Genomic DNA, 26,170 nt, shown 5'->3' with positions numbered 1-26,170 from the left:
CGCCGGTTCAGTCAACGCAAATAACCGGAGCAAGCTCCGGCGTATTCGTGGCGGCGTGATGCCGATTCGGAAATTTCTCAAAAATAATCGGAAAAGTATGGACGTTCCCGGATAATCAGCCTTTCCAGCAGATGAACGCTCGCCTGATCCGATTGGAACCGCCCGATTTTCGACAAATAAGCAGGCCGCTTGTACCCCATCAGCATCGTCGTCAGTGTCGGGATGTCGAACGAGGCGGACGGATTCGTCCCTCCTTCATCCAGCCGTCCTTTACCTGAGCAATCGACCGTCAGCATAAACGTTCCCTGGTTCCATTCCAGCATCGGGTCGTGCAGCTTGAACACAAGCGTGCTGTCCCTCTCCTGAAACTGAAACGGGTACTGCTCGACGAACATCCGGATATCGACGATCCGCGCCATGTAATAAGGAGCAATCGTCTCCTTGATATCCCCGTCGTCCAGCAAAAAGGCGAGCGGCTCATCCTTGAAAATGCTTCCCTTCACACGAGTAATCATTGAGAAATGAGCGCTTATAAAGTTCCAAAGCCCCGTCCTCGCCTCTTCGTTCAGGAAAATCATTTCCTTTATATAAAACACTTCCTCCGCCACCCAATACAACAAATAACCGGTCGGCTGGTCGTCACCGTCGAAGTAGATCGCCGCGGTCATATCGTCCAAATCCCAGCGCAAATACTCTTCCCAGGCCAGCTCGTTGCGCAGCATCGCCCCGTGAGTCTGCAGTGCAAAATGATCGTAGATGGTCTTGATGTCCGGATGTTCAATCGCCGCCCGCTCCACATTGCCCGGAACGCTTCTCAGCTTCGGCAGCTGGGTGTCCTGAACCTCGAAGGTCAGCTTGTCCGAGATGATCTCCCAGCCCTTGCGCCGGTAATAAGGGATCGAATACGGGTACAAATAGGAAATCGACTGTTTCCGGTCGCGCATATGGCTCAGCGCATGGAGCATCAGCTTGTTCATCAGCCCCCGGTTGGCGTATTCGGGATACGTCCCGACCCCGGTCAATCCGCCCATCTCGTATATATGGCCGAACACGTTCACCTGAAACGGGTATACGGCCAGCTGCGAGATCAGCTTGTCCCCGTCGAACCAGCCGAGCACGTCCGCATGCCGGAGAATCGGCAACTTCGACTGCGCAATCTCCCGGTTTTCCCATCCGAATGTCTGCAAATCGCGGTCGGTCACCTGGAACACGTAACGGAGCAAATCGTTAAACTGCTCGCCGTGTCTCGGCTCCACTTGTCGTAATCTCAGTCTATCCTGCATATGCCGGCGACTCATCATGGACCTCCTCCATCGGGTAAAACCGTTTCCATTAGTTTGATCAGATAACGGGTTCTCATACCCGGCTGGCGGTAGTCCGGCTTTCCTGAAACGGCAAAAAGGACGGGAAAAAATCCCCGTCCTTCAAATTCGCTTATGCAGGCTGATGCAGTGCGTTAAAACCGCCTGCCACCTAGTACAGCTTATTCAAAACGGCCTTGGCCGTCCGCTCCAGCGACTCATACGTCCGCTCCTTATGACCGATCGCAAGCGCCGTGCAGAGCACGTCCAGCGCATGGATCTGCGACAGCTTCGAGGAGAACGAGCCGCCTTGGAGCGGGCTTTCTTTGGATGCGGTCAGCAGCACCACGTCCGCAAAATGGGTGATCGGCGAACGGGCGTGGCTCGTCAGGCAAATGATATTTGCGCCGCGCCCCTTCGCGATTTCCATCGCATCGACCAAATCTTTGGTGCTGCCGGAGGTGGAGATGCCGATCACGACATCGCCGGGCTTCGTCAACGCTGCGTTCATCGCGATAATATGCGCATCGTTCTCGGCCGCGCATTCGTATCCGATCCGCATGAACCTGTGCTTTGCGTCGATCGCGGTGATCCCGGAGGAACCCACGCCGAAGAAATACAGCTTCCTTGCCTCGCGCAGAATCGCGATCGCCTGCCGCAAGCTGTCCTCGTCCAGCAGCGTCGTCGTATTATGAATATTTTGCACGTTAATCGCGCTAATCTTCTTGACGATGATGCTCATCTCGTCGTCGTCTTCAATATCTCCGTGGATATTCTGGGAAGGCGTCGACAAGTTTTGGGCGACGGACAGCTTAAACTCCTGATAGCCGCGAAACCCGAGCTTCCGGCAAAACCGGATTACCGAGGTTTCTCCCACGTTCGCCTTCTCCGACAGATCGGTTATCGTGAAAAAGACGGCCGCTTCCGGCTCCTTCATGACGACGTCGGCCACTTTTTGCTCCGACTTCGTCAGGGAGGAATACACGCTTGATATTTTTAACAACGTATTGTTCAAATCGGGTATTTTGGTATGTTTCATAGATTCAGGCAAGGCTGCCCGCGCGGCTTATACTTCGTTCCAGATGCGGAACGTGTTGTCCATCGCTGCCTTGGCCCCCCACTTGCACTCCTCTTTGCCTTCGAATTCGATCGAGATGTATCCGTCGTAGCCGGACTCTTTCACGAGGCGGACCACTTCATAGATGTCGATATCGCCTTGGCCGACGACCGCGCCGCGCAAGTAGTTGCCGCTTGTGGAGCGGAACCAGCCTTCACCCGGATTGCGATACGACGGACGGACGTAAAAGTCTTTGAAATGAACCATCGAAGCGTAAGGCAGGCTTTTCTTGACCGCCGCAACCGGATCTTCGTCGACGCACAGGAAGTTGCCGATATCGATCGTATGACGGAAGTTTGGACGGTTGACCGCTTCGATAATCCGGTGAACGCGTTCCGTCGCTTGTACGAAAAACCCGTGGTTTTCGATGCTGGTAACGATGCCGAACTGGTTCGCATAGTCCGCGATTTCGATGGATGCTTTGACGATCGTGTCGAAATCGGCTTCAAACTTCGCCGTGCCCGTCTCCGGAATCGGACGCGACGCTACGTCATGACGCATCCGCTTGACGCCGAGCCGTGCCGCGATATCGACATGCTTCTTCACGCGCTCGATCTCCGCACGGTAGCCGGCTTCGTCCAAATCAACGAATTTGGCGCCGATCGCGTAGTTGGATATGTCGATGCCGACTTCCGCCGCCTTGTTCACGATCGCGTCGATCAGCTCGGAATTGTTCTCCAGCGTAAATCCGACCGGCACGATCTCCACGTGCTGTCCTCCGTTATCGGCGATCCATTGAATCGCGCCCAATACGTCCATTTCTCCTGCCGAGATCGCTCTTGCCAAGCTATAAGTGCTTAATCCGATTTTCATGTTGGATTCCCTCCGATTAATAAAATTTACCCCTATTTTCAATCTACCCATCCATTGTAGCCGAACCGGAGCGGGTTGTCTGCCTTTTTTTCCGCAGAAGCGGCCGTTTTCACCGGAAGTTCACGGGATGGCGGCGCACAGCCCCTTCATTAATATAGGAAACGATTTTAAGAGCTGCAGTCCTGCCGAGCCCGGATGATTGCCGGAAAGAATCGTTATAACCGAATCCGGATTTTCTTTTTGTCCGGCGATGTGGTAGTATGAAGTTCTATTTTTTCAAGAACGCAAACCAAAGTTGGAGGTAACTGAATTGGATATTCAAAGTGCCTATCAAGAGGAATTGGATAAGCTGGAGCAAGCCTCAAGCATGATCAGTCGCAGACTGCAGGCTCTTCAGTCGGTCCCGAGGTATGCCGGCGACGATGTGAACGAACAGATTCTGGACGCGATCCGGCAGGACAAAATTAGAGCGATGTCGGGCGCATCGGACGAACCTTACTTCGGCAGGCTCGACTTTCAGGAGGAAAAGGAGCAGGATGTCCGTCCCCTGTATATCGGAAAGCTCGGGATGGAGGACGACAAGTCCGGTCAGCCGCTGGTCGTCGACTGGCGTGCACCGGTGGCGAGCCTCTTTTATTCGTTTAACGGCGGCGAAGGAAACGCCTCGTACGAGGCGCCGGACGGCCTGATCGAAGGGCTTGTTTATTTGAAGCGAAATCTGGTGATCCGCAAACAAATTTTGCAGCGGGTTGTCGACACGTACGACCGCAGCAGCGACAATCCTGCCGTCACCGACGAGTTTTTATTGTACCGGCTCGGCGAGAACAAGGACAACAAGCTGCGGGATATCGTCTCCACGATCCAGGCGGAACAGGACCAGATTATCCGCTCCGTCAAAAATACGGCGCTTATTATCCAGGGAGTCGCCGGCAGCGGCAAAACGACCGTCGCGCTTCACCGGCTGGCTTATTTGCTGTATCAATACCGCGATCAGATCCGCGCGGAACGCATGATTATTTTGGCGCCCAACCGGATGTTCCTGGACTATATATCCTCGGTTCTTCCGGAACTCGGAGTCGGACATATCCAGCAGACGACGTTCGAGGATTGGGCGCTCGAGACGCTCGACGACCGGCTGTCGCTGGCGGACGAAGCCAAACGGCTGGAACGCTGGTTCGCTTACGGCGGCGACAAACTCGAATTAAACGACGAAGCGCCGGGCCGGTTCAAGGGATCGGTCCGCTTCATGCACGCGATCGGCGCCGCTCTGGACGAATTCGAGACCGGCTTCGTGCCGGACGGAGATTTCGACCCGTGGCCGGGGGCCAGGCTGCCCAGGGCGAAGATCAAGGAATGGTTTTTCGAGGAATATAAGCATTATCCGCTTATGAAACGGAAGGAACGGCTCGAAGGCCGGATCAAGCGCTGGCTCGAGATGGAGCTGAACGAGACTCGCGACCCGAACGTGCGCAAGGACCGTAAGAAAAAGGGTTCGCAAAAGCTGAAGACGTACTTGAAGCTGTGGCCGGACGACACCGTCTTTACGTTTTACCGGTCGCTGTTCCTGCAGCCTGGCTCCGACAAATCCGGCTCCTCCGGCTCCGGCAAATCCGCCGACAAAACGGTTCGCCGGAACCTCCCCGGTCTGGATATCCCGGCGGCGGTGGCCGACGAATCCGAGCGCGCGTACCGGAGCCGCCGGGTATTTCCGGAGGATCTCGCCCCGATGCTGTACATCAGCGAGCGGCTGTACGGCATCGATGGAAACCGCACCTTCGACCACGTCGTCGTCGACGAAGCGCAGGACTTCTCGCCCCTCCAGGTTGCCGTGCTGAACCGGTATGTCCGTAATGGCTCCTTTACGATACTCGGCGATCTGTCCCAAGGGATACACGCTTACAAAGGCATCCGTTCCTGGAAAGAGTTCGTCAGCTTGTTCGACTCCGGCGCAAGCGGCTACTACACGCTCGAGCGAAGCTACCGGTCGACGATGGAAATTATCCGCTTCGCCAACCTCGTCCTGGCCGGCGGCATCCCGAACGCTATGCAGGCGGTCCCGGTATTCCGCAGCGGCGAGAAGGTAAAGGTGCTGCGGCATGCGCCGGAAGCCCGGAATTCAACGATCGTACGCGCCGTCCGCAAGCTGATGAGCGGAACCGCCTCGACCGTGGCGGTGATCGGCCGAACCGAGGCCGAATGCAAGGACGTGCATACGATGCTGCTTCGCGAGGACATCTCGGCCACACTGATTGATTCGCAGCGGAACAAGTATGAAGGCGGCTTATCCGTCGTCCCGGTATATCTTGCCAAAGGACTCGAATTCGACGCCGTTATTCTGATCGATGCGGATGCGGCGCATTACGGCGGCAACGAGCACGATGCCAAACTGCTTTATGTGGGCTGCACGCGCGCGCTCCACGAGTTGTGGGTGCTGCACGCCGGGGAAGCGACCCCGCTGATTGCCGGCATGGACGATGAATATTCGAAATATTCGCCTGTATAAGGAAACGTCTGCACACATTTTTACAAATGATATGAAACAAAAGACACCGCCCAACGTAGAAGTATAGGGCGGTGTCTTTTGTTACCGATGAAACAGGCCGCGGAGCGGATATTCACATTGCCTGCAGTTACAGGTCCGGGTGATGTATCGACTAAAGTCCAGGTTTCGTCTCGTCAAAAGTCGGTTTCGTTACTGGAGAACTATAGTACAATAAGTACAGTACAATCTATAGAATCGGCAAAAAAATGAACGCCTTCTTTTGTTCAGACCAGCGTTATCGTATGATAGAGTTTGGATACTCAAAGTATGGGAGACTACTTTATGCTGCATGGAATTACTGAATTTTTATCGACTTTCGGAATATGGGGAATGTTCATCCATTCGTTTATCGATGCGATCATTTTCCCGATCCCCGCGTTTTTTCTCCAGGTCTCCTTAAGCATATTGAACCCTTCCTCCGCACTATGGCTTGCGACCGTCGGTTATATCGCCTGTCTGCTCGGAACCCCGATCGGGTATTTGATCGGCAGATTGCTGGGCAAATCGGTGCTGACCAAACTCGTCAAAAAGGAATGGGTCGAAAAAGCGACCGTCATGTTCAAGAAAAACGGCGAAGCCGCGATTCTGATCGGCTCCTTTACGCCGATTCCGTTCAAAGTGTTTACGATTTTGTCCGGCGCCCTCCATTTTTCGATTTGGCGCCTGCTGGCCTTTGCCGCAATCGGGCGAGCCGCCAAGTTTTATATCGTCGGCGTCCTGTTTTATTATTACGGCAAAGCGGCGGAACAGCTGATCAACAGCTACCTCACTTACGTATTTCTCGGGATCGCCGTCGTACTCGCCATCGGCTGGGCTTGGTTAAAAAAGCGGCAGAAAAAAAAAGAACAGGCCGTCCGGCAGCTTTCCGAGGAAAGCCCCGTTCAAGCGAGCATTGCCCCGATCGAGCAAGCTGCGGAAACTCCTGCTCTGGAAGAAACGGTACTGGCGGATTCCCAAAAGGACCGGATTCCTAAAGATCAAGCCGTCAAAAAGATGACCGCCCCGCGCAAGCAGGTCCCTTGAACACCCGGAGCGACCGGCTCATCTTATACACGAACGAGCTCTCCCAGCTTCGGTACGAGCAGCTTGTCCGGATGCAACCCGCTTGACCTCCAGGAAGCGTACAGCCTGTCCAGCGCTTCCTTGGGTGTATCGTCCGCAAGCCGGAACGCTCCGTAATGCATCGGTACGAACGTATCGGCTCCTACGTCCCGGAACGCCTGCACCGCTTCCTCAGGCGTAACGTGCTGCGGCGACATGAACCATTCCGGTTCGTAGGCGCCGATCGGCATAAGGGCGATATCGATGTTCCGGAAACAGCGGCCGATCTCTGCGAAACCGCGGAAATATCCGGAATCTCCCGCAAAATAAATCGTAGTTTTGGCCGGATCACCGGCCGCTCCTTCACTCTGATCCCGCCTTTCCGCTTCGATCACCCATCCGCCCCAGTGCGTCCGGTTCATGTCCCACAGCGTTCTTCTTGTCCAATGCTCGGCCGGCACGAACGTAAAACTGACCGCTCCCGCCTTCCAGCTGTCCCACCATGCAAACGGTTTGACGTTGGATAATCCTTTGCGCCGAAGCAGCACTTCGGTTCCTTCGGGTACCAGGTGCATCGGGTTTCCTTTCAGCTTGCGAAGCGAAGGGATGTGCAGATGATCGTAATGACTGTGCGACAGCAGCACGATATCTATAGGGGGCGTATCCGCCAGAGGGATGCCCGGTTCCGTCAATCTCCGCTCGAATCCCATCCGCGACGCCCAGACCGGATCGGTGACGATATTCAATCCGCCCAGTTGCAGCAAAAATGTCGAATGTCCGATCCAGAAAAAGCGTCCGTGATCCGGCGGAGCAAGGAGTTCTGCGGGCAGTAAGGCGGCATGCGGAACCTGATACGATAAATCTTTCACTTTTCCTTTCCGTTCCTTCTGCCATAAGCGGAGATCGCGGAAAGTCGGTTTTTTCGGAGCGCCGTCCATATTTTCATATACTCGCACGTTTTCCTCATCCTTGTCTTCAACAATTCGGTATACTTTATCTCATACGCATCAACAATGTTCCGGTTTCGGGCCATAACCGGAAGTGTTCCTCCACCGTCCGGTTTCCATCCGGGTGCCCGCCATGTTACAATGAATACCAGATCATTAACGGAAGCGGGGAGTTCAGACATGCAATATTCGCTTAAGGAAGAAGTCGCCAATGCGATCAGTCACGGCATCGGAGCGCTGCTAAGCGCAGCCGCTTTGGCTGTGCTGGTCGTGTTCGCCAGCCTGCACGGCACCGTATGGCATATCGTCAGCTTCAGTATTTTCGGAACGACGCTTGTCCTGCTGTATACATGCTCCACCTTGCTCCATAGCTTTCGGGAAGGCAAAACGAAAGATATTTTCGAGTTTCTCGATCATTCCGCGATTTATTTGCTGATCGCCGGCACGTATACGCCGTTTCTGCTCGTTACGCTTCGAGGCCCGCTCGGCTGGACGATTCTCGGGATCGTCTGGGGACTCGCTGTCGCGGGAATCGTCTTTAAGGCGTTTTTCGTCAAAAAGTTCATTATGCTGTCCACCCTGTTTTACATCGGTATGGGCTGGCTCATCGTATTTGCGATCAAGCCGCTGTATGAGCAGCTTCCCTGGAACGGGCTGCTGTGGCTGGTCGGCGGAGGGATCTTTTATACGGTCGGAACGATCTTTTACGTATGGCGCAAAGTCCCGTACCATCACGCCATCTGGCACACGTTCGTCATCGGAGGAAGCGTCTGCCATTTTATCGCCATCCTGTTTTACGTGCTGCCTATGCCGGGTGCAGCCGCCTGATACGTATAGCCGTCTCGCAGCCCCTGACACTGCGCGGACCCGTCTCCAGCCGGTCCCGCCGGTGCCGGGGGCTTTTGAGATCCAATGAGATCCAAACAAAAAAGGAACCGCTCGGGTTCCGCTGCTTGCCGCTGCCTAGCCATATTTATAGGTGATGCCGTAACCGCCTTTCGGATACACCCAATGAATGTTATGCGAAGGACAAGCCAGTCTGCAAGTGCCGCACTCGATGCAATTCTCGTACGCCACCGTGGTCATTTTCTGCTTTTTGTCCCATTCGTACACATCGGACGGGCAAAAGTAGTTGCAGTCCTTCGTCTTGCAGGACAGGCAAGTGTCCCTCTCCTTGATGATCAGATGCGATTTGTCGTCGCACTTGTAACGGATTGTAAACAACCGGTCGGAAACCCCGCATTCGCTCATCCGTTCATCGCCCTCCATCCTTTGTAGCCGAGCTTGAGCAGGTTCATCGAGCCGCCGGCCGCTTCGCGGATCAGACGGACCGCTTTTTTCTGCTTATCCGCCTTCGATGTCCCGTCGATGCTCAGCATCTCGAACGCCGCCTCGTTTACCGCTTTCGGCAGCTTGTCGAACAGAAGCTCGGGGTTTTGCTCTTTCAGCAGACGATGCATCCCCCGGTATTTGCGCAGATCCTTCATGACGAACGTTTCCCGGATCAACTCGTCGTACCGTTTGAGCGACGCTGCAGAATAATCGCCTTTTTGGTGCGCCTCGATGATCGCTTCCGCCACCAAGCGGCCCGATGTCATCGCTAGATTCGTCCCCTCGCGGTGTACGAAGTTGACCAGCTGGGCGGCGTCGCCGGCTACGCACCAGCCGTCCCCCGACAACTTCGGAATCGAATGATAACCGCCCTCGGGAATAAGATGGCCGGAATATTCCTTCATCTCTCCGCCCTGAATCAATTTGCGGATCATCGGGTGCTGCTTCACGGCATCCAGCAGCGCGTACGGCTTCACTTTCTTATCGCGCAGATGATTGACCATCACGCCGATCCCGAGCGAGATCGTATCTTTATTCGTATACAGGAAGCCCATTCCGGCCATGCCAAGCGACGTTTGTCCGACAAACTCGATCGTGACCCCTTCGTCGCCCTCCAGTCCGAAACGGTCCTCGATTTTTTCTTTGGGAAGCGCGATCACTTCTTTGACCGCCAGCGACACCTCGTCGGGAGCCCATTCCTTATGAATGCCCAGCTGCTTGCCGAGCAGCGAGTTGACTCCGTCGGCGATGACGACGACGTCGGCATACAGGTCGCCCTGGTCGCGGTCCGTCCGGACGCCGACCACGCGCCCCCCTTCGATCAGCAGCTCGGTCGCCACCGTCTCATACACCGGGATCGCTCCCGCCTGCACGGCTTTGTCGGCAAACCACGGATCGAACCGGACCCGCAGTCCCGTGAAGCAGTTGTACGGATCTTTGAACGCCTCATTACGATGTCCAAGCGTGACGACCGATTGCTCGCCCATCAGCCACAGCCGCTGCTCCACGATATGCCGCTCGACGGGAGCGTTCCGCTCCTTCCAGAATTCGGGAACCAGCTCTTCGATCTGCTTCCTGTATAATACGCCTCCGAACAAGTTTTTGGCACCCGGAAATTCGCCTCTCTCCAGCAAAACGACGGACAATCCCGCACGAGCCATCGTCAGAGCCGCCGCCGCGCCTGCAGGGCCGGCGCCGACGACGACGGCGTTACATTTTTCGGTCATGAGCCGCTACCCCTTCCCTTATTCGGCGATGTGTGATCCGTTATTGCCGACGCCGACTGTTTGCGCCGCTTCATTTCCTCGGTTATAGCCGGTACGATCTTGAATAGATCACCTACGATCCCGTAATGGGCGAATTGGAAAATCGGCGCCTCCGCATCCTTGTTAATCGCGACGACGACCTCGGAATTGCTCATGCCGACCGTATGCTGGACCGCGCCCGATATGCCGATTGCAAAATACAGCTTGGGCCGCACGGTCTGACCGGTCTGCCCCACCTGATGCTCATGCTTGATCCAGCCGGCATCGACGGCGGCCCGGGAGGCGCCGACGACTCCGCCGAGCGTATCGGCCAGCTCCCGGAGCATCGCAAACGGTTCTGGGCCCCCCAGTCCGCGGCCGCCCGCTACGATAATGTCCGCTTCCTCCAGATTGATTCTCCCCGTTTCGCGGACGAAGTCGAGCACTTCCGCGGCAATGTCCGCAGGCTCCATCCGGAACGCGATCTCTTCAATCGCCGCCTCGCGTGAGTCGTTCCGGGGCAGCGACTGGAATACGCCTGCGCGGGCGGTCGCCATCTGCGGACGATACTGCTTGCACAAGATGGTCGCCATCATTTTCTCAGAGAAGGCCGGACGACTCGCCAGCAACAGACGGGACGGCGGCGGCTCAACATCCAGCTCCGTCGTGTCCGCCGTCAGCCCGGTCGGCAGATGGGTCGCGATCGCGCCGGCCAAATCTCTGCCGGTCGCCGTCGCTCCGAACAAGACGATCTCCGGCTTGGCATCCTCAATCAGCTGCAGCACGACTCGGCTGTACGGGCGTGTCCGATAATTCGCCAATTCCGGATGATCGCACCAATAGACGTGATCGGCTCCGTAATACCCGGCTTCGCGGGCGAGATGGCCGACTCCGTGACCGATGACGAGCGCTTTGACCGGAACGTCCAGCTTCGCCGCCAGCTTTTTCCCTTCCCCGAGCAGCTGCCAGGAGACCGGCTTCGCTTCGCCGTCCCGCTGCTCTACGACGATCAGGACGCCGCGGTAAGCGGACCAATCGGGCATTTGTTCTTCCGCCCGCTCCGTTGACATGGCACTTTGCCCCTTTCCCTTTCGAATACAGGTTGAACCAACAATTGCGTCTATCGGCTGGCAGCTGTCCAGCCCAGCTTCTCCGGGAGCGCCTTGTCCCAGAGCAGATCCGCCAGCCGCTCGGCCATCTGCGCTTCCCCGTCGCCTTCGACCATCGTCGTCTGCACGGCTTTCACTTCCGGAACCCACGTTTTGGATACGATCGTCGGCGAGCCTTTCAGTCCGATCTTCGTTTTGTCCAAATCCGGGAAATCGGCGGTCGTCCAGACGACGGGCTTGTAACGCGCCGCCCGGATCATCCCCGGCAGCGAGGCCCGCCTCACTTTGTTCAGCTCCTTAAGGGCCGTTATAAGCACAGGCATCCTCGTACGGACCGTCTCCACCCCGTCCTCCAAATTCCGGTTCACGGTTACCGTCCGGTCCGCCGGATTGACATCCACCACTTGACCGACATAGGTAAGCTGCTCCAAATCGAGCCTGCACGCTACGCCTGGGCCGACCTGACCCGTATCGCCGTCCAGCGTTTGCTTGCCGCAAAAGACGATATCGGCAGGCCCCCACGTCTCCTCGATTTTGCGGATCGTCTTCGCGACGACATACGAAGTCGCGAGCGTATCCGCCCCGGCGAACCCGCGGTCGGTGACAAGCACCGCTTCGTCCGCCCCGAGGGAGATGCATTCCTTCAGCCCTTTCTCCGCCGGCGGCGGTCCCATCGTCACGACCGTAACGCGGGCGCCCTGTTCGTCCTTGATGCGCAGCGCTTCCTCCAGTCCGTGCATGTCATAGAAATTCACGATGCTCGGCACTCCTTGACGAATAAGCGTGTTCGTTTTCGGATCGATCCGGATTTCCCGGCTGTCGGGCACCTGCTTGATGCATACTACGATGTGCAGCAACGTATCCCCTCCTTTTCACTTTGCATCGGCACCGGCCTGATCCTCCTGCCCCGGCTTCTTGTTCTTCCTGGCAAATTCCATCTGTTCGAGCGTAGCATGGTGACGGTCCCAGACGAACTCGTTGTCGTATTCGTAAGTGTCTTTGCCGATCCATCGGTATACGATCCCAAAAACAGCGCCGAAACACGCGAAGCAGCCCAGCATAATGACGATGAACGCGCCCATCGGGACGACGCCTCCTCCCCGGATTCCGTCGATTGCTATCATTTATATGTCCACCGCAACCAAAAAAGCACCCTCGGTTGAAGGCGCTTTCCATCATGGAGCAGGTGGTATCCGGTGCCGAATCGAAAAAGGGACCCGCTAAGGTCCCTTGACGTCTATCTATTCTATACATTCCGAGTTACACATTCTCGGCCACCATCTTGTTCGTCACGCTGCCGAGGTTTTCGATCTCGACCGTTACGACGTCGCCCGGCTGCAAGTAGACGCGCTTTTCCGGAGGATATCCGAGTACGACGCCTTCCGGCGTTCCGGTCAAAATGATATCGCCCGGCTCCAACGTGAAGTGGCGGGAAATGTAGCTGATAATTTGCTTGCAGTTGAAGATCATGTCGGACGTATTGGAGTTTTGACGCTCCTCGCCGTTCACGACCGTTCGAATGTTCAATTGGTTCGGATCGGCAATCTCGTCGGCGGTTACAAGCTCCGGGCCGATCGGCGTAAAGCCGTCGCACACTTTGCCGAGCATCCACTGGTTCGTACGCAGCTGCAGATCGCGCGCGGAAATGTCGTTCGCGGAAGCATAACCGAACACGCTGTCCAGCGCCTGCTCTTCGCTGACATGTTTCGTGCGGCGTCCGATCACGATCGCCAGCTCGGCTTCATAGTCGACTTCCTTCGAAGTAACAGGGAGTTCGACGTCGTGGCCGTGGCCGTTCAGCGTATTGTTGAACTTGTTGAACAAAATCGGGAACTCCGGAATTTTGGCGTTCGTTTCCTCAGCGTGCTTCCGGTAGTTTAAGCCGACGCAAATGATTTTCTCCGGACGGGTCACGCACGCTCCGTAAGAAACCGATGCCGCATCGAGCCATTCCGCCCCGGAATCCAGTTCCGCTGCGCTAACGTACGATTCGACCGCTTGGCGGGCAGACGCTCCGCCTTCGATCAGTTCATGAATTGTAGTCGGAAGGGAGCCGCTGGTCCCCGAACGGGCGGCGGCCGTAATGTTCAGAATGCCGCGCGCGGTTTTGACTCCCAATTGATTCTGGTTGTCGATCTGGATGGTGACGAGTTTCAACGTAGTTCCTCCCCTTTGGTAGCGGCCGTCCGTACTAACCGGGCATGTCCCGCTCGAAGGCGGGAGGCTGGTCAGACGTTTAGGTTGAACAGACGAACCGTATTGTTCGCAAAAATGTCTTCCCGCTGCTCCGCAGTCAAATCCGCTTCCATCATCTGGGCGTAATTCGTCAGAAACGAGCAGCCCGGCATGTCCGAACCGAATAAAATACGGTCCGTGCCGACTTGATCCACCGCATAATCGATATCTTCGCGTCCGAATAACGATCCTGAAAAATCGGTCCAGACGTTCGGATAATCGCGAACCGCCTTGATCCCGTGATACGCGTTACCGCCCAGATGCGCCATAATCAGCTTCGCTTCGGGGTAACGCTTGGCAAGCTCGGCTACATGCACGCCAGTAGACTCGTCCGGATACTGGTTCACCGCTTTATGAAAAGCGTGCAGCAAGATCGGGACTTTGTAATCGATGCAAAGCTCTACCAGCGGATATACAAGCGGATCGTCGCAATAGGCGGCAATCCACAGCTTCAGTCCGATCATCCCGTCATCCTCGATGCCGCGGCGCACCACTTCCGATGCGTCGGCATTACGCGGATTCGCGTAGACATACCCTTCCACCAAACCGGGCTGCTCGCGCTTGAATCTGACAACGTCCGCATTATGCTGCCGGACTTCGGACTCGTCCGGATATTGTCTCGCGATTCCGGAGACGAAAATCTTCGCGATATCATACCGTTCGCAGTTCTCGCGCAGTTCCCGGGTATGCAGATCGTACCGGCCGCCCCATACATGAGTATGCATGTCGATAATCATGGTTGTTGTTCCTCCCGAGCTTTCGCCAATAGAAATCGGCTATATCCATCGTAGCGGAATCGGGACGGCAAGTAAACGACATAATTCGGTCTTTTATACAGACACGGTCTGAAACATGTCTTTAAACCGCCAAGACTCATCGGTTTATGGTACATAATACAGCCTGGTGCTCATCTCTTTCGCGCCTTGACGGACGGCTTGCACGATGCGCTCCCACAGCTCCGGCTCCCATCTCGCTTCCGGGATCGATACCCCGAGCGACGCCGTTACCTTCTGGGCGGTGCCGAAGACCGGAGCCGCCACGCAGCGGATGCCATGCACCGACTCTCCATAACTCGTTCCTAAGCCGTCGGTACGGATGGCGGCAATCTGCTTCATCAGTTCGCCGAAATCGGTAATCGTTGTCTCGGTCAGCCGTCCCAGCTGCTTATCCGGATACAGCTTCCCGATCTCCTCGTCGGTCATGCCGCTCAGCAGCGTCTTGCCCATCGCCGTCGCGTGAAGCGGCAGCTGCATGCCGAGATGGGAGACGAACCGTACCGGATGCGTGCTTTGCTTCTCCGCTACATACAACGCTTTGTCGTGATTGCGGATCGTAAGAAACACCGATTCGTTCAGCTCGTCGACGATTTTTTGCGCGGCATATTGGAACTCGCCGGACAGATCGGTCCGCTGGGCGTACCTGCTGCCGATCTCGAACAGCTTGTAGCCGAGACGGAACGTCTTGCCCTGGCTCTCCGTCTCCAAATAACCGCGCGCCAGCAAGTTTTGCAGCAGCTTGTGCGCGCTGCTCGCAGGGAGATCCAGCTCCCGGGATAACTCGGATAAATTGATCGGCTCCTGCCGCTCGGCGAACAGTTCGAGAATATCGAGCACCCGGTCGGCGGATTTGACGGTAGCGGTTTGCTTTTCGTTGTCTTTCATAGTTGCCCCTTTCCGGTGCTGGGATCAGTCGCTATTCCGGTTTGTCCGCCGAATATCGGCCGGCTATCGGGTTAAGACAGCTTGATCAGCTGGCCTCCATCGACGACCATATTCGTTCCGGTCATATAGGAAGATTCATCGGAAGCGAGGAAGACGGCGGCCGCCGCAATTTCCTCAGGCTGCCCTACCCGCTTCATCGGTACGGTCCGCAAATAGTCCGCGATCGCCGGCGGGTTGTCGATCAGCGGCTTGGTCAGCCGGGTCTCGATAAAGCCCGGGCACAGCGCGTTGACGCGGATGCCTTGTTCGGCAAGCTCCAGCGCCATCGACATGGACAAATTAATCATGCCGCCCTTGGTCGTGTTGTAGTGCACCTGATCCGATTCCGCCTGAATGCCGTTAACGCTGGACATCTGGATGATCGAGCCGCCGGTCCCTTGACGGACCATCTCGCGGGCGGCACGCTGGCTGACCAGAAAAGCGCCTTTCAGATTAATCGCCAGATGACGGTCCCACTGCTCTTCCGTAATGTCCAGAAAAGGCGAGACTTCGCAAATGCCGGCGTTATTGACGGCTATGTCGACCTTGCCCCATTCGGCAATCACTCCGTCGACGAAGCGGTCCACCTGAGCCTTGTTCGATACGTCGGTCTCATACGCGATCGCTTCTCCTCCCGCTTCGCGAATAAGCGCGACCGTCTCATCCAAAGCGGCTTTGCCTCTGCCGCATAACGCAACCTTCGCGCCTTCGCGCGCGAACCGGATCGCAACCGCTTGACCGATCCCGTGCGATCCGCCGGTCACGATCGCCACTTTGCCGGATAGTCTCATCTTCAGTTCCCCTCCGTCAGTCTCGCGAAGACGCGATCGATCGCCGCGAGCGTCGATTCGATATGCCCGGCCTCGTGAACGGTGGACAAATACCACAAGCCGTTAGGACGGACCAGAACGCCTTCCTCCAGCATCAGCTCGGCGAACTTGGCATAACGCGCGGCATTGCGTTTCTGGAACGTATCGAAGTGGGTCACCACGTCTTCGTCGATAAACATCATATGGAATACAGGACCGATCTGGTTGACGACTCCTCTCATCCCGTGCTTGCCGAACAAGGAGCGGATTCCGGAAGCGAGCTGAACCGCATGTCCCTCCATTGTACCATAAACGGCCGCGTCGTTCTGCGTCAGCAGCTCAAGCACCGCAAGCGCGGCGGAGGTGGCGACGCCGTTGCCGTTAAGCGTTCCGAGATGGCTGACCTGCTCCGAGTCGATCAGCTCGAAAATCTCCTTGCGGCCGCCGACCGCGCTTACCGCGATCCCGCCGCCAAGCGCTTTACCGACGGTCACCAGGTCAGGCGTCATGCCGAACCGGCCGTGAGCTCCGCCGGGGCTTAACCGGAATCCGGTGATGACCTCGTCGAAAATAAGAACGATGTTCAGCTCGCGGGTCAGCTCTCGCATTTTCTCCAGGTAACCCGGCTCCGGCAGGATACAGCCCGAGTTGCACATGACCGGCTCCGTAATAACCGCGGCGATCGAGCCTGCATGCTCGCGCAGCGTAGACTCCAGTTGCTCCGGATCGTTCCACGGCAGGAGGATGACGTCCTGCAAGCTAAGCTCGCTTTGTCCTTTCGTGCCGGGAGGCACGCTGTTCGCGGCGGCGGAAGTCGCCTTCTGCATCATATCGGGGCTCGGGAACGATGTGAAGATCGAGTCGGACCAGCCGTGGTAATGGCCGTGGAAACGGACGACCTTGCTCTTCCCGGTATAAGCGCGGGACAGACGAAGCGCCAGCATGACCGCTTCCGTGCCGGAGCCGCTCAGCACCACTTTGTCCGCGCACGGCAGCACTTCCGTCAAGCGGCGGGCCAGCTCGATCTCGCCGTCGTGCTGCAGTCCGTAGGTGATTCCTTTCGCCATGGCTTCACTTACTTTGGCGTTAAAGCCTGTATGGGCATGCCCTAAAATAAGCGGTCCGTAGGCGAGCTGATAGTCGATATATTCATTGCCGTCCACATCTTTCACGATAACCCCCGATGCGGATTCCACATACAACGGGGTCGGCTTCATCGAGCCGCGCAGCGTACTCGCCACTCCTCCTGCCAGCACTTGTTTCGCATCCGCCAGTTTAACACGGGACTTCTCATAGATTTTCATCTTCGTTCTCCTCTCCGGTTATCGGTTATCCGAGCTCGTCAAGCGGGTATATCGGCCGGTACAAAGCTTCGAACTGGAAGCGGTGCAGGTTCGCCGTGCAGCATCCCGGCGTGTCGACGTCGATCGCCAGCTTGGCAACGTCGCCGAACGCCGTTTTCCATGCGAGCGCCGATTTGACTACGATGATCTGGAACGATTCGGGATCGAGTCCGACGGAGCGGACATGTCCGGGGTCCCAGGGAGCTACCCGCTTCTCGGTCAGCATCACGGTGACGCTGCCGCATTGCACGACGGCGGTCAGCCCCATGCGCGCATGCTGCCCGGTCATATAAGCCCCGACATGACGGTAATTGCCGTCAAACAACGTACGGACCGTACCGGTAATCGGCACCGGCTCGCCGTGCTTGTCGTCCGTCTTGCCGCCTACGCTGCAGCTCAGTTCGCCGCCGATGCCGAGCTTCGCCGCCATCCGTACCGCTTCTGGATCGCAGAGAACGATCAGGCTTTTCTTCGAGGCGGCCAGCAGATGAGGCAGCAGCGTCGTGGAATCGGCCGGAGAGCCTCCGCCGACGTTGTCGGAGCTTTCCGTTAATATAACCGGCCCCTCCGGATGGCGGACGGCCCGTTCGACCGCTTCGGCCGGGCCCGTCTGCCGGACGAGGAACCGTTCCCGGCGCTCCCACGCCGCCGCCCGCAGACGCTCGGCGCACTGTTCCGCCGCAGCGATGTCCTTATCCGCCGTTACGACGAACGTCATCCCCGCATCCGCCACATCGCTGTAGGGGAAACCGCCAGCCACCGATATATTGAGAATGCCAGGCGACTTCTCCAGCTCGAAGGCGAGGTCCATCAGTTCCTTCATCGCCCCGGCATCGGTCAGCATCGCTTGCGGAGCGACGAGCATCCGCGTATGAATCAGCTTCTGAACGGGCTCGATCTCCCCGTCGAGACGGCGCTTCAGCATTCCGGTCGCTTCCACGGCCCGGTCATAAATATCCACATGCGGGTACGTATCATAAGCGACGATTATATTCGACAGAGCGACCATCGTCCCGCTTATATTCGCGTGAAGATCCAACGTTACTGCGATCGGAAGGCTGCTGCCGAGCTTCGTGCGAAGCCGCCGCAAAATTTCGCCTTCCGCATCCGGGTATGACACGGCGACCATCGCACCGTGCAAAATGACGACGAGTCCGTCGATCTCCGGCTGCACCGAATCGGCCATGCCGTTCGCGATCGCATCGAACGCTTCGTCAGTCACCATGCCGCTCGGAGTAGCCTGGGTGTACAAACCGGGCAGCAACTCCAGTCCCAGCGTCGCAGCCGCGTCGATGACGCCGCCCATCGACGTTTTCGTCCCAGTATACCGTTCGAGAAACGCCTCTTTCCCTTGAATCCAGTCGCCGGCGAACGAGTCCAGACCGGTCGTGCCGGGCGCAAATGTATTCGTTTCGTGAACGACGCCGATGACTCCGATCTTCTTCGGTCCGTTGTTCCCTGTATGTGCCATCGTTTTATTCCCCTTCCGCTTCGCACCAGTCGATCATGATTTCCGCGAACCAGCGGATCAGCTTGTAGTAACTGTCCAGATCCATCTGTTCGTCGGCCGCATGCGCGTTTGCCCCCGAAGGCCCGAGCACCAGCGCTGGCGTCGGACTGTGCAGGTTAAACATAAATCCGTCGCAAGCGAACGGAGAACCTTGCGAAGGCCCCGGCTCCTGTCCCAAAGCGATCGCCCCCGCCTGCCTGACAGCGGCGAGAAACTGTTCCGTCTGCTCTCCCTTCGCCATCTCGCTGCCGGACAAATACCGGATAAGCGGAGTCACTTGCGGCCTGCATTTGGCCAAAATCGGGAAGTTAGGCAGCTCGCTCTCGTAAAACTCCCACAGCATGTCGAGAATCTGCGTGTCGGTCATACCCGGATACCCTTCGATCCAGAAGTTCAGCCTGCCGTCGGCCGGCAGCTTCTCCTGAAGCTCCCGGTTCGTATCGCCGGACACGATCGTCAGCACGACGACGTCGATGCCTCTGTCGGTATGACTCCACAACGGATGAGGCTGGATAAGTTCGTTAAGCCGCTTCTTGAACTTCTGGAGCAGCATGGCAAAGGATACGGTCGCGTCCAGGGCACTGATGAGCTCTTCCCCGTTAAAGCCGATGCCGCTTTTACCGGAAAACTCCGCCTTCCAGATCCCTCCGCCGAGATGCGCAGGGTACGGAATCAGATTCGTCGGCTCGGGGATGATCGCCATATCGGGGTTAATCCCCATCAGCCGGCCTGCTAACGTGCCGTTGGCTCCTCCATGCTCTTCGTCGACGACACTTTCAATATGTACCGTACCACCCAACCGTATATCCAATTCCTGCAAGCATCGCACTGCTTCGAGTGCCGCCGCCATGCCGCCCTTCATATCGTAAGAGCCGCGTCCGAACAGCTTGCCGTCGCGGATCGCTCCGGAGAACGGACCGTCCTCCCAAGGCTCGACGCCTTCATATACCGTGTCCGCATGACCGGAGAACACAAGCGATCTGCCGCCTCCCGTGCCCGAAAACTTGCCGTGAACGTTCGGGCGGTTCGCATATTGCCTGCCTTTCATATACGCAGGGTGCTCCTGCAGTCCCGGTACCGTATCGAGTTCGTACTGCGATACTTCCGCTCCGATCGATCGAAGGCGATCTGCAAAAAACGACTGGTAAGCGGCTTCATTTCCATACGGCGGATGATTGACACTCGGGATCCGGACGAGCTCGGAAGCCAAGGCGGCGGATGCCGCCTTGTTCCTCTCCACCCATTGCCCGATCTTCTCGGATAACAGGCTTCGTTTCATCAGGCGTTTTCCCCTCTACGAGTCGGCGCATAGGCAATGACGTCGATTTCGATTTTATAATTGCCCAGACCGCTTTGCACTGTCGTACGGGTCGGGTACGGCTTGCTGAACAACGTTTCGTACACTTTATTGTAAGCCGGCGAATCAGCCAGGCTCGTAAGGTGAGCGTTCACTTTAATGACATGATCGAGCGTAAGGCCGGCCGCTTGAAGAATCGTCTCGATGTTGCGGACGCTTTGCTCCGTCTGGGTTTCGATCGTGTCTCCGACAAGCTCCCTCGTATCCGGGTATACGCCTACTTGGCCGGACACGTATACGAAATCTCCGGCGCGGAGCGCATGGGAGAACGGCAGCGGGAACTGGGGAGCGTTAGGAGCTTTAATTTCGATAGACATGGTACGGATCATCCCTTCAAATGGATAAAGTTTAGAATAAAATGTGCGCGCATTGCCTGGACTTACTGAACTTTGCCTCGGGCATCTACCGTCAGCCATTTCTCGAAGCGGCCGCCGCGTACGCCGGCAAGCCGGTCATGCAGATTCGTCACGACACAGCAGTGGTTCGGCACGATCCGAAGCTGCTGTCCGACCTGGAACTGATCCCGGTCCGGAACCGAAACGATGCCGTGCTCCTCGCTCAGCCGTTCGATGACGACTCCCTCATGACCGAGGATAACGCCATAACCGGGATGATACTTGCTCACGTCGCTGCTTAACGTCTTCGAGCCCGCGTCGATAATGATCGTACCCGGACGCGGACGCCCGACCACCGTAGCAACCACCGTCATCGCGCATTGCTCCTCGGAGATCAGCCCCATCTTCCACTGGCCTCCGTCGCCGAATACGTAAGCGCCCGGACGCGTCTCCGTCACGCCGATCCCGGCAACGTCTGTGATGAACTTGGAAGTCGGGGTCGAACCTACGCTGATGTTCTCGATTCCGATTCCGTCCTTCTCCAGAAGCTGTTTCGTCATCAGCAGCGCTTCCGCTTCTTGCTTGGCCGCTTCACGAATCGCATCCGGAGTATTGTGGCCGTACGCATGGCCGGAGTGCGTCATCAGGCCGGTCACGCGTATGTACGGCAGCTGCGAGATCCGCTTGACCAGCTCGGCCGTCTCTTCGCCCGGCTCCCGGCCGCAGCGGTTGAGACCTGTGTTCACATCGACATAAAGAGGCACTTCCCGGTTCAAGCTTTTGCCGAATTCCGACAGCTGTCTGGCGACGTCTTCGTCATCGGTGCTGAGCGTAATTTTCGCCTTATCCATCAACCGGCCGAGCCGCTCCAGCTTCGAAGCCCCGATGACCGGGAACGCAATCAGAATATCGTCGATGCCGCCTTCCGCCATCACTTCCGCTTCCCCGAGCTTGGCGACCGTAATGCCCGCCGCTCCGTAACGGATCTGCTCCTTCGCCAGCCAGACGCTTTTATGAGTTTTCGTGTGAGGACGCAGCTTCACGCCGGCTCTGGAGGCGTTATTTGCGGTATCTCGTAAATTTTTGTCCAGTATATCCAGATCGATCAGAACGGTTGGAGACTCCCATTGCTCCATAGTGCTCATTCGAATCCTCTCCCCGAAAGGTATAGTTAGATTCCGGTGCCGGACGGACCGGAAAAAGTGTTTTCGCGATCATCGTATCACAGCACCGATTTCCCATCAAGAAAAACTTTTCCCAAATAGAAAAAAGACCCTTGTCGAACATAAAGTCCGATAAGAGTCCAGTTTGGTCAACATTGCGGAACCGCAAGTCTGTCCCGATGTCAGGGGCGCTGTGTCCTGAAACGGGAAAAAAGGAGCTAGCAGCCCCTTCCCCGTAAAGTCGCAGCGGTTGCCGGCGATTAACCTTTGATCGAACCGAGCAGCATCCCTTTGACGAAATATTTCTGCAGAAACGGATAAATAATGAGAATCGGAATGATCGCCACAACGACTGTGGCCATCTTGATCGTCTCCGGAGGCAGCGTCTGCAGATCGCTCGCATTAACATTCAGCTCCGAGCTGACGCTTGGCGATACGATCATATTCCGCAGCACGACCTGGATCGGCATCAGATCTTTGTCGGTCAAGTACATAATACCGCCGAAGTATGCGTTCCAGTGGGAGACCCCGTAGAACAAGCCGAGTGTCGCCATAATCGGCATCGACAGAGGTAGGACGATCCGGAAGAGCGTCTGCATGTCGCTGCAGCCGTCGACCTTGGCCGCCTCTTCCACCTCGGCCGGCAAGTTCTCGAAATACGTCTTCATGATCAGCAAGTTAAACGACGAGACGAGTCCCGGTATAATAAGCGCCCATATCGTGTTAAGCAAGCCAGTCGCCCGGACGATGATGTACAGCGGAATCAGACCGCCGGAGAACAGCATTGTGAATACGATTCCGACGAGAACGAAGTTACGTCCTGGCAGAAACCTTTTCGAGAGCGGGTAAGCCAGGAACGTCGTAACGAGCAGGTTACAGAACGTTCCGATTACCGTTACGATTACCGTAATCTTCAACGCGTTCGGAATCCGGTTGCTCTCGAAAATGTATTTGTAGGCTTCGAAGGTTACTTCATTCGGCCAGATGACGAATCCGCCGTTACGCAAAACTTCCGCGATCGGAGTAATCGACATCACGACTACGTAGTATAGAGGGAACAGCGTAGCAAGACCGAACAAGGTCATGGACAAGTAGATAACAAAGTCGACAACGTAATCGGATTTTGTCTTTTTGAGTATGAATGACATCGTTTTGACCTCCTACCAGATCCCGGACCCGCCGAGTTTTTTTGCAACCTTGTTCGCAGTGACGACAAGCACAAATCCGATAATCGATTTGAAGAAACCGACCGCGGCCGCCACGCTGAAATCCAGTTGCTCGATCCCTCGCCGGAATACCCAAGTGTCAATGATGTCCCCAACCTCATATACACGGGCGTTCAAGAAGATATACACTTGCTCGAAGCCTGCGTCCAAAATATGACCGATACGCAAAATAAGCAGCAATACAAATACTTCGCGGATACCCGGCAGCGTAATGTGCCAGATCTGTCGCCAGCGTCCCGCTCCGTCAACGACGGCCGCTTCATACAGCTCGTTATTGATCGTAGCCAGAGCCGCCAGGTAGATAATGGCGCCGTAACCGGTACTTTTCCAAATATCCGTTATGATCAGTATAGGCCTAAACCAGTCTTTGTCTGTTAACAAGTTCAGTGTCTCGCCCGTATTATCTCTCCACCAGGTGCTGATCAGACCAGCGTCCGGAGCCAGGAAGGAGAATACGAGTCCGTATACGATAATCCACGACAAGAAGTAAGGGCCGTAAGTGATCGTTTGAACGACCCGCTTAAACCACTGCAGTCGAATCTCGTTCAAAATCAGCGCAAACAATAAGTCCGGCAGCATGTTGAATACGATTCTGTACACGCTGATTACTAATGTGTTTCGAAGTAGATCCCAAAAGTCCGGAGACGTGAACACGGTTCGGAAATTGTCGAATCCGGCCCAATCACTGCCCCAAATCCCTTTGACCAGGTTGTACTTCTTAAATGCGATCAGCAGGCCGCCCATTGGTATATAGTGGTAGATGATGTAATACAGTATGCCTGGAAGCATCATCAGGTAAAACCAACGGTAACGGACGATTGTTCTGCCAATGAAGCGGAACTTTTGCGCTAAGCTCACAGGTCCGTCCGAATTTCCTGCCGCAACATGGTCTGTCTTCACTCCTGCATTCCTCCTGTTTGAATTGCGTTTCGTGTCGAAACGGTAAAGCGTTTACAAAGCTATCCCATACATTAATAATATTCGTTCGGGATTCTGATTACAAGGTTAACGTGACGCAAAATATGTCTTTAAAAGGTCTTTATTGTACAAGCAGCGAAAGACCCGGGAAGCTCAAATTCGGATTACCTCTTTCCTGCAAGGAACACCGAACCGCTCGACTGTCCCGTCGCCGAGATCGCCTGTGCCGCTTGCGGTAACGGGCACGTATACGACGATGTCCCACTCCGACGCTGCCCCTTCGAGACTGACTTTTCCGTCACCGCTTAAGTCGGCCTTTAAGGTGCGGCGATATCGTTCCCAGTCGTTCACTTTTTTTCCTGTCCATAATTCAAACTGAAGTTGACGCGCTTCCGACACCAGCTTGCGGATCGAATTTCGCACGGCTTCCCAGTTGTAAATATGGATCTGATGGTACAGGAAATGCGCCACTCCGCCTACCCGCTTCACCTGCTCCAGAAACGGACGGATGACGGAATTGTCGGACAAATTCGAAAGCTCCAGATCCTGGGTTAAGAAGCTCATCTCGAGCACGTCGTAATGTCGATTACCGTCGTTCGCCCATGCGATCGGGAAGTAAGGATGACAGGTGCCGAACAGCATGCCCACATTGCCTTTTTTGCTCGGGCCGCGAGTCTGATCGGCCGCGATCCCGTGCCGCTCGCACCATTCGAACAGTTCCCCCCAGCCTTCGAAGCGGGTGTAGTGGTTTTTGTTCGACGTAATCCGGTCCATACCCGTTGCTTCCTTGAGCCATCCGAGCTGGCGGACGAACTCTTCCTCCGACCATTTGCCGCCTTGGCTGTCCAGCGCGTTGTAGTGGAACGCGAGCTCATGGCCGGCCGCTTTCACCTTGTCGTAAATGTGTCCACTGTACCCCGACTCCAGCATGCACCAGGTCGTCTGAACGCCGACTTCATCCAGCAGCGCCAGCGTCGCCTCCGCATGTTCGTCCTTATTATGGTCACTGTCATGGGAAATCATGAGCACCTGCGAGATTCCATTCGGATAATAGCCGATGAGAGGGATCGTTTTCCCGTCTCTGACCAACGCCTCCAGCATCGATCCGATGAACGCTTCCTTCCACAGATCGGCATACGGGTATGGGAAATACGGCATGCCCGTCTCCGTTACGACCCGGTCCAGCTCCCAGTCCACAGCCATCTGATCGTCGGCTTTCAAAATGTTGTCGTTCACAGCGCCGGTCCCGTCGCGCGCAGGAACGCCGTCTTCGAGTACGGGCGCTTTCCCCTGCTGCAGCCGGACGATCGTATCCCAGATGTCGACCGACCAGCGGTACAGCCGGCCGGCCCCGACGGAGAAAACCTGCAGGGCGGGTCCCGCCTCCACTCCGTCCGGACGATCCTTCACAATCGATCCCGTCTGTTCGGCCGGAGCGGCGCTGTTCTCCTTGAACGGACGCCACGGAACGGCTTCCAGAAAACGCAGTGGCGTCTGCCCGGCGGCTTGCGTGTTCAGGTGAGCATAACCGACGCCGATCTCCTCTTTGGCGTAGCCCAGTGTCGTACCCAGCTTATTCAAGCCCGCGCATGAGATCACGACGCCGCCCCGCTCCATATACGCCGTCAGTACGGCCGCAGTTAGGTCATCTTCCGCGCAGACGGCGGCGATAATTACATCGCAGTCACAAGCTTCGACTTCCGACGCTTCATGCAGCTCGGTATAACCGATCCCTGCATGCGACAAAACTTCCCCGGCAAACGATCCGAACGCGTTCTGCCCATTTTGGTTCCGCTTAAGATGGGCATTCCGGTCGCGCAACACCGCAATTTTGGCTGCTTTTGTCATTCCACTTCTCTCCCCTCGGTTAGTCAGACCCATCTTGTTCCTGATCCCGGACACATTTCGAATCTGTATATTACCTGTATTTAATTTATCATAAAAACATTAAAAATGTATCATATGAAACGCCGATCGGCAATGAAGAAGTTTTGGCACAATGGATCAAAGTTGTTTTTTTTGCGGTTCAAACCGGTGTGAAAACAAGGAAAAAGCTTGATTTCTCAAGCTTTTCCGCCGTTGGATATTCATCTGCACATTCACGCCGGCAAACAGAAGCGGCGCGTTC

24 protein-coding genes are annotated in these 26,170 nt (G+C 56.2%); 3 read left to right on the top strand and 21 right to left on the bottom strand.

The features are described from left to right. Nucleotides 1-77: 77 nt before the first annotated feature. From IDH45_RS24780 to IDH45_RS24770, 3 genes are all read right to left on the bottom strand, one after another. Complete coding sequence (locus IDH45_RS24780) at nt 78-1,298, bottom strand: GNAT family N-acetyltransferase (protein WP_190930821.1); 1,221 nt, start codon at nt 1,296-1,298, stop codon at nt 78-80. A 175-nt stretch (nt 1,299-1,473) separates the two neighbouring features. Beyond that, a complete protein-coding gene (locus IDH45_RS24775) occupies nt 1,474-2,340 on the bottom strand; it encodes a MurR/RpiR family transcriptional regulator (RefSeq protein ID WP_190930820.1) in 867 nt (288 codons plus the stop codon). A 27-nt stretch (nt 2,341-2,367) separates the two neighbouring features. Then, nucleotides 2,368-3,231, bottom strand: a complete 864-nt coding sequence (locus IDH45_RS24770; RefSeq protein ID WP_190930819.1) for a sugar phosphate isomerase/epimerase family protein — start codon at nt 3,229-3,231, stop codon at nt 2,368-2,370. A 367-nt stretch (nt 3,232-3,598) separates the two neighbouring features. On the opposite strand from IDH45_RS24770, the gene IDH45_RS24765 reads away from it, so the two are divergent. Next, on the top strand, nt 3,599-5,734 hold the full coding sequence (locus tag IDH45_RS24765; protein ID WP_190930849.1) for a HelD family protein: 2,136 nt from the start codon (nt 3,599-3,601) through the stop codon (nt 5,732-5,734). Between the two features lie 321 nt (nt 5,735-6,055). Further along, nucleotides 6,056-6,796: a YqaA family protein gene (locus IDH45_RS24760; protein WP_190930818.1), complete on the top strand. Its 741-nt coding sequence runs from the start codon at nt 6,056-6,058 to the stop codon at nt 6,794-6,796. A 23-nt stretch (nt 6,797-6,819) separates the two neighbouring features. On the opposite strand, the gene IDH45_RS24755 is transcribed toward IDH45_RS24760, so the two are convergent. Further along, nucleotides 6,820-7,752 (bottom strand): MBL fold metallo-hydrolase, encoded by a 933-nt coding sequence (locus IDH45_RS24755; protein WP_190930848.1) that lies wholly within the window; start codon nt 7,750-7,752, stop codon nt 6,820-6,822. A 189-nt stretch (nt 7,753-7,941) separates the two neighbouring features. Here IDH45_RS24755 and trhA point away from each other — a divergent pair, with 189 nt between their 5' ends. Further along, nucleotides 7,942-8,589 carry a PAQR family membrane homeostasis protein TrhA gene (gene trhA, locus IDH45_RS24750; protein ID WP_190930817.1) on the top strand — a complete coding sequence of 216 codons (648 nt, stop codon included), beginning with the start codon at nt 7,942-7,944 and terminating at the stop codon, nt 8,587-8,589. 135 nt (nt 8,590-8,724) lie between these two features. Here trhA and IDH45_RS24745 read toward each other — a convergent pair whose 3' ends face one another. From IDH45_RS24745 to IDH45_RS24665, 17 genes are all read right to left on the bottom strand, one after another. Continuing rightward, a complete protein-coding gene (locus tag IDH45_RS24745) occupies nt 8,725-9,012 on the bottom strand; it encodes a ferredoxin family protein (protein WP_190930816.1) in 288 nt (95 codons plus the stop codon). Then, nucleotides 9,009-10,319, bottom strand: a complete 1,311-nt coding sequence (locus IDH45_RS24740) for an FAD-dependent oxidoreductase (protein ID WP_190930815.1) — start codon at nt 10,317-10,319, stop codon at nt 9,009-9,011. Before IDH45_RS24740 ends, IDH45_RS24745 begins: the two co-directional genes overlap by 4 nt. After that, nucleotides 10,316-11,407: an electron transfer flavoprotein subunit alpha/FixB family protein gene (locus IDH45_RS24735; RefSeq protein ID WP_190930814.1), complete on the bottom strand. Its 1,092-nt coding sequence runs from the start codon at nt 11,405-11,407 to the stop codon at nt 10,316-10,318. The genes IDH45_RS24740 and IDH45_RS24735 overlap by 4 nt, the downstream gene beginning before the upstream one ends. 50 nt (nt 11,408-11,457) lie before the next feature. After that, a complete protein-coding gene (locus IDH45_RS24730; RefSeq protein WP_190930813.1) occupies nt 11,458-12,303 on the bottom strand; it encodes an electron transfer flavoprotein subunit beta/FixA family protein in 846 nt (281 codons plus the stop codon). A 15-nt stretch (nt 12,304-12,318) separates the two neighbouring features. Next, nucleotides 12,319-12,570: a hypothetical protein gene (locus tag IDH45_RS24725; protein ID WP_190930812.1), complete on the bottom strand. Its 252-nt coding sequence runs from the start codon at nt 12,568-12,570 to the stop codon at nt 12,319-12,321. A 136-nt stretch (nt 12,571-12,706) separates the two neighbouring features. Next, nucleotides 12,707-13,603, bottom strand: a complete 897-nt coding sequence (locus IDH45_RS24720) for a fumarylacetoacetate hydrolase family protein (protein WP_190930811.1) — start codon at nt 13,601-13,603, stop codon at nt 12,707-12,709. A gap of 71 nt (nt 13,604-13,674) precedes the next feature. Further along, a complete protein-coding gene (locus IDH45_RS24715) occupies nt 13,675-14,418 on the bottom strand; it encodes an amidohydrolase family protein (RefSeq protein WP_190930810.1) in 744 nt (247 codons plus the stop codon). A 144-nt stretch (nt 14,419-14,562) separates the two neighbouring features. Further along, on the bottom strand, nt 14,563-15,342 hold the full coding sequence (locus IDH45_RS24710; RefSeq protein ID WP_190930809.1) for an IclR family transcriptional regulator: 780 nt from the start codon (nt 15,340-15,342) through the stop codon (nt 14,563-14,565). 71 nt (nt 15,343-15,413) lie between these two features. Continuing rightward, nucleotides 15,414-16,172 carry an SDR family NAD(P)-dependent oxidoreductase gene (locus tag IDH45_RS24705; RefSeq protein ID WP_190930808.1) on the bottom strand — a complete coding sequence of 253 codons (759 nt, stop codon included), beginning with the start codon at nt 16,170-16,172 and terminating at the stop codon, nt 15,414-15,416. Between the two features lie 2 nt (nt 16,173-16,174). Continuing rightward, nucleotides 16,175-17,494: an aspartate aminotransferase family protein gene (locus IDH45_RS24700; protein WP_190930807.1), complete on the bottom strand. Its 1,320-nt coding sequence runs from the start codon at nt 17,492-17,494 to the stop codon at nt 16,175-16,177. A 25-nt stretch (nt 17,495-17,519) separates the two neighbouring features. After that, nucleotides 17,520-19,004, bottom strand: coding sequence for a M81 family metallopeptidase (locus IDH45_RS24695; RefSeq protein ID WP_190930806.1), 1,485 nt, complete (start codon nt 19,002-19,004; stop codon nt 17,520-17,522). A 4-nt stretch (nt 19,005-19,008) separates the two neighbouring features. Further along, nucleotides 19,009-20,322 (bottom strand): M20/M25/M40 family metallo-hydrolase, encoded by a 1,314-nt coding sequence (locus IDH45_RS24690; protein WP_190930805.1) that lies wholly within the window; start codon nt 20,320-20,322, stop codon nt 19,009-19,011. After that, nucleotides 20,322-20,717, bottom strand: coding sequence for a RidA family protein (locus tag IDH45_RS24685; protein ID WP_190930804.1), 396 nt, complete (start codon nt 20,715-20,717; stop codon nt 20,322-20,324). Before IDH45_RS24685 ends, IDH45_RS24690 begins: the two co-directional genes overlap by 1 nt. A 62-nt stretch (nt 20,718-20,779) precedes the next feature. Beyond that, nucleotides 20,780-21,880 carry an alanine racemase gene (locus IDH45_RS24680; RefSeq protein WP_190930803.1) on the bottom strand — a complete coding sequence of 367 codons (1,101 nt, stop codon included), beginning with the start codon at nt 21,878-21,880 and terminating at the stop codon, nt 20,780-20,782. 278 nt (nt 21,881-22,158) lie between these two features. Beyond that, on the bottom strand, nt 22,159-23,046 hold the full coding sequence (locus tag IDH45_RS24675; protein ID WP_190930802.1) for a carbohydrate ABC transporter permease: 888 nt from the start codon (nt 23,044-23,046) through the stop codon (nt 22,159-22,161). 12 nt (nt 23,047-23,058) lie between these two features. After that, nucleotides 23,059-24,024: an ABC transporter permease gene (locus IDH45_RS24670; RefSeq protein ID WP_317891282.1), complete on the bottom strand. Its 966-nt coding sequence runs from the start codon at nt 24,022-24,024 to the stop codon at nt 23,059-23,061. Nucleotides 24,025-24,195: 171 nt separating this feature from the next. Then, nucleotides 24,196-25,890 carry a polysaccharide deacetylase family protein gene (locus IDH45_RS24665; protein ID WP_190930801.1) on the bottom strand — a complete coding sequence of 565 codons (1,695 nt, stop codon included), beginning with the start codon at nt 25,888-25,890 and terminating at the stop codon, nt 24,196-24,198. Nucleotides 25,891-26,170 lie beyond the last annotated feature (280 nt).

It is taken from the genome of Paenibacillus oceani, assembly GCF_014705615.1.
GTDB lineage: Bacteria > Bacillota > Bacilli > Paenibacillales > NBRC-103111 > Paenibacillus_AB > Paenibacillus_AB oceani.
The sequence above is the reverse complement of the archived record's forward strand: the minus strand, read 5'-3'. Positions and strand labels throughout refer to the sequence as shown.

Coding starts and splice junctions, on each gene's coding strand:
- trhA (WP_190930817.1), top strand. CDS start 7,942: ATGCAATATTCGCTTAAGGAAGAAGTCGCCAATGCGATCAGTCACGGC.
- IDH45_RS24775 (WP_190930820.1), bottom strand. CDS start 2,340: ATGAAACATACCAAAATACCCGATTTGAACAATACGTTGTTAAAAATA.
- IDH45_RS24690 (WP_190930805.1), bottom strand. CDS start 20,322: ATGAAACGAAGCCTGTTATCCGAGAAGATCGGGCAATGGGTGGAGAGG.
- IDH45_RS24705 (WP_190930808.1), bottom strand. CDS start 16,172: ATGAGACTATCCGGCAAAGTGGCGATCGTGACCGGCGGATCGCACGGG.
- IDH45_RS24780 (WP_190930821.1), bottom strand. CDS start 1,298: ATGAGTCGCCGGCATATGCAGGATAGACTGAGATTACGACAAGTGGAG.
- IDH45_RS24770 (WP_190930819.1), bottom strand. CDS start 3,231: ATGAAAATCGGATTAAGCACTTATAGCTTGGCAAGAGCGATCTCGGCA.
- IDH45_RS24725 (WP_190930812.1), bottom strand. CDS start 12,570: ATGATAGCAATCGACGGAATCCGGGGAGGAGGCGTCGTCCCGATGGGC.
- IDH45_RS24710 (WP_190930809.1), bottom strand. CDS start 15,342: ATGAAAGACAACGAAAAGCAAACCGCTACCGTCAAATCCGCCGACCGG.
- IDH45_RS24765 (WP_190930849.1), top strand. CDS start 3,599: ATGATCAGTCGCAGACTGCAGGCTCTTCAGTCGGTCCCGAGGTATGCC.
- IDH45_RS24735 (WP_190930814.1), bottom strand. CDS start 11,407: ATGTCAACGGAGCGGGCGGAAGAACAAATGCCCGATTGGTCCGCTTAC.
- IDH45_RS24695 (WP_190930806.1), bottom strand. CDS start 19,004: ATGGCACATACAGGGAACAACGGACCGAAGAAGATCGGAGTCATCGGC.
- IDH45_RS24745 (WP_190930816.1), bottom strand. CDS start 9,012: ATGAGCGAATGCGGGGTTTCCGACCGGTTGTTTACAATCCGTTACAAG.
- IDH45_RS24740 (WP_190930815.1), bottom strand. CDS start 10,319: ATGACCGAAAAATGTAACGCCGTCGTCGTCGGCGCCGGCCCTGCAGGC.
- IDH45_RS24760 (WP_190930818.1), top strand. CDS start 6,056: ATGCTGCATGGAATTACTGAATTTTTATCGACTTTCGGAATATGGGGA.
- IDH45_RS24665 (WP_190930801.1), bottom strand. CDS start 25,890: ATGACAAAAGCAGCCAAAATTGCGGTGTTGCGCGACCGGAATGCCCAT.
- IDH45_RS24680 (WP_190930803.1), bottom strand. CDS start 21,880: ATGAGCACTATGGAGCAATGGGAGTCTCCAACCGTTCTGATCGATCTG.
- IDH45_RS24700 (WP_190930807.1), bottom strand. CDS start 17,494: ATGAAAATCTATGAGAAGTCCCGTGTTAAACTGGCGGATGCGAAACAA.
- IDH45_RS24755 (WP_190930848.1), bottom strand. CDS start 7,752: ATGGACGGCGCTCCGAAAAAACCGACTTTCCGCGATCTCCGCTTATGG.
- IDH45_RS24675 (WP_190930802.1), bottom strand. CDS start 23,046: ATGTCATTCATACTCAAAAAGACAAAATCCGATTACGTTGTCGACTTT.
- IDH45_RS24685 (WP_190930804.1), bottom strand. CDS start 20,717: ATGTCTATCGAAATTAAAGCTCCTAACGCTCCCCAGTTCCCGCTGCCG.
- IDH45_RS24715 (WP_190930810.1), bottom strand. CDS start 14,418: ATGATTATCGACATGCATACTCATGTATGGGGCGGCCGGTACGATCTG.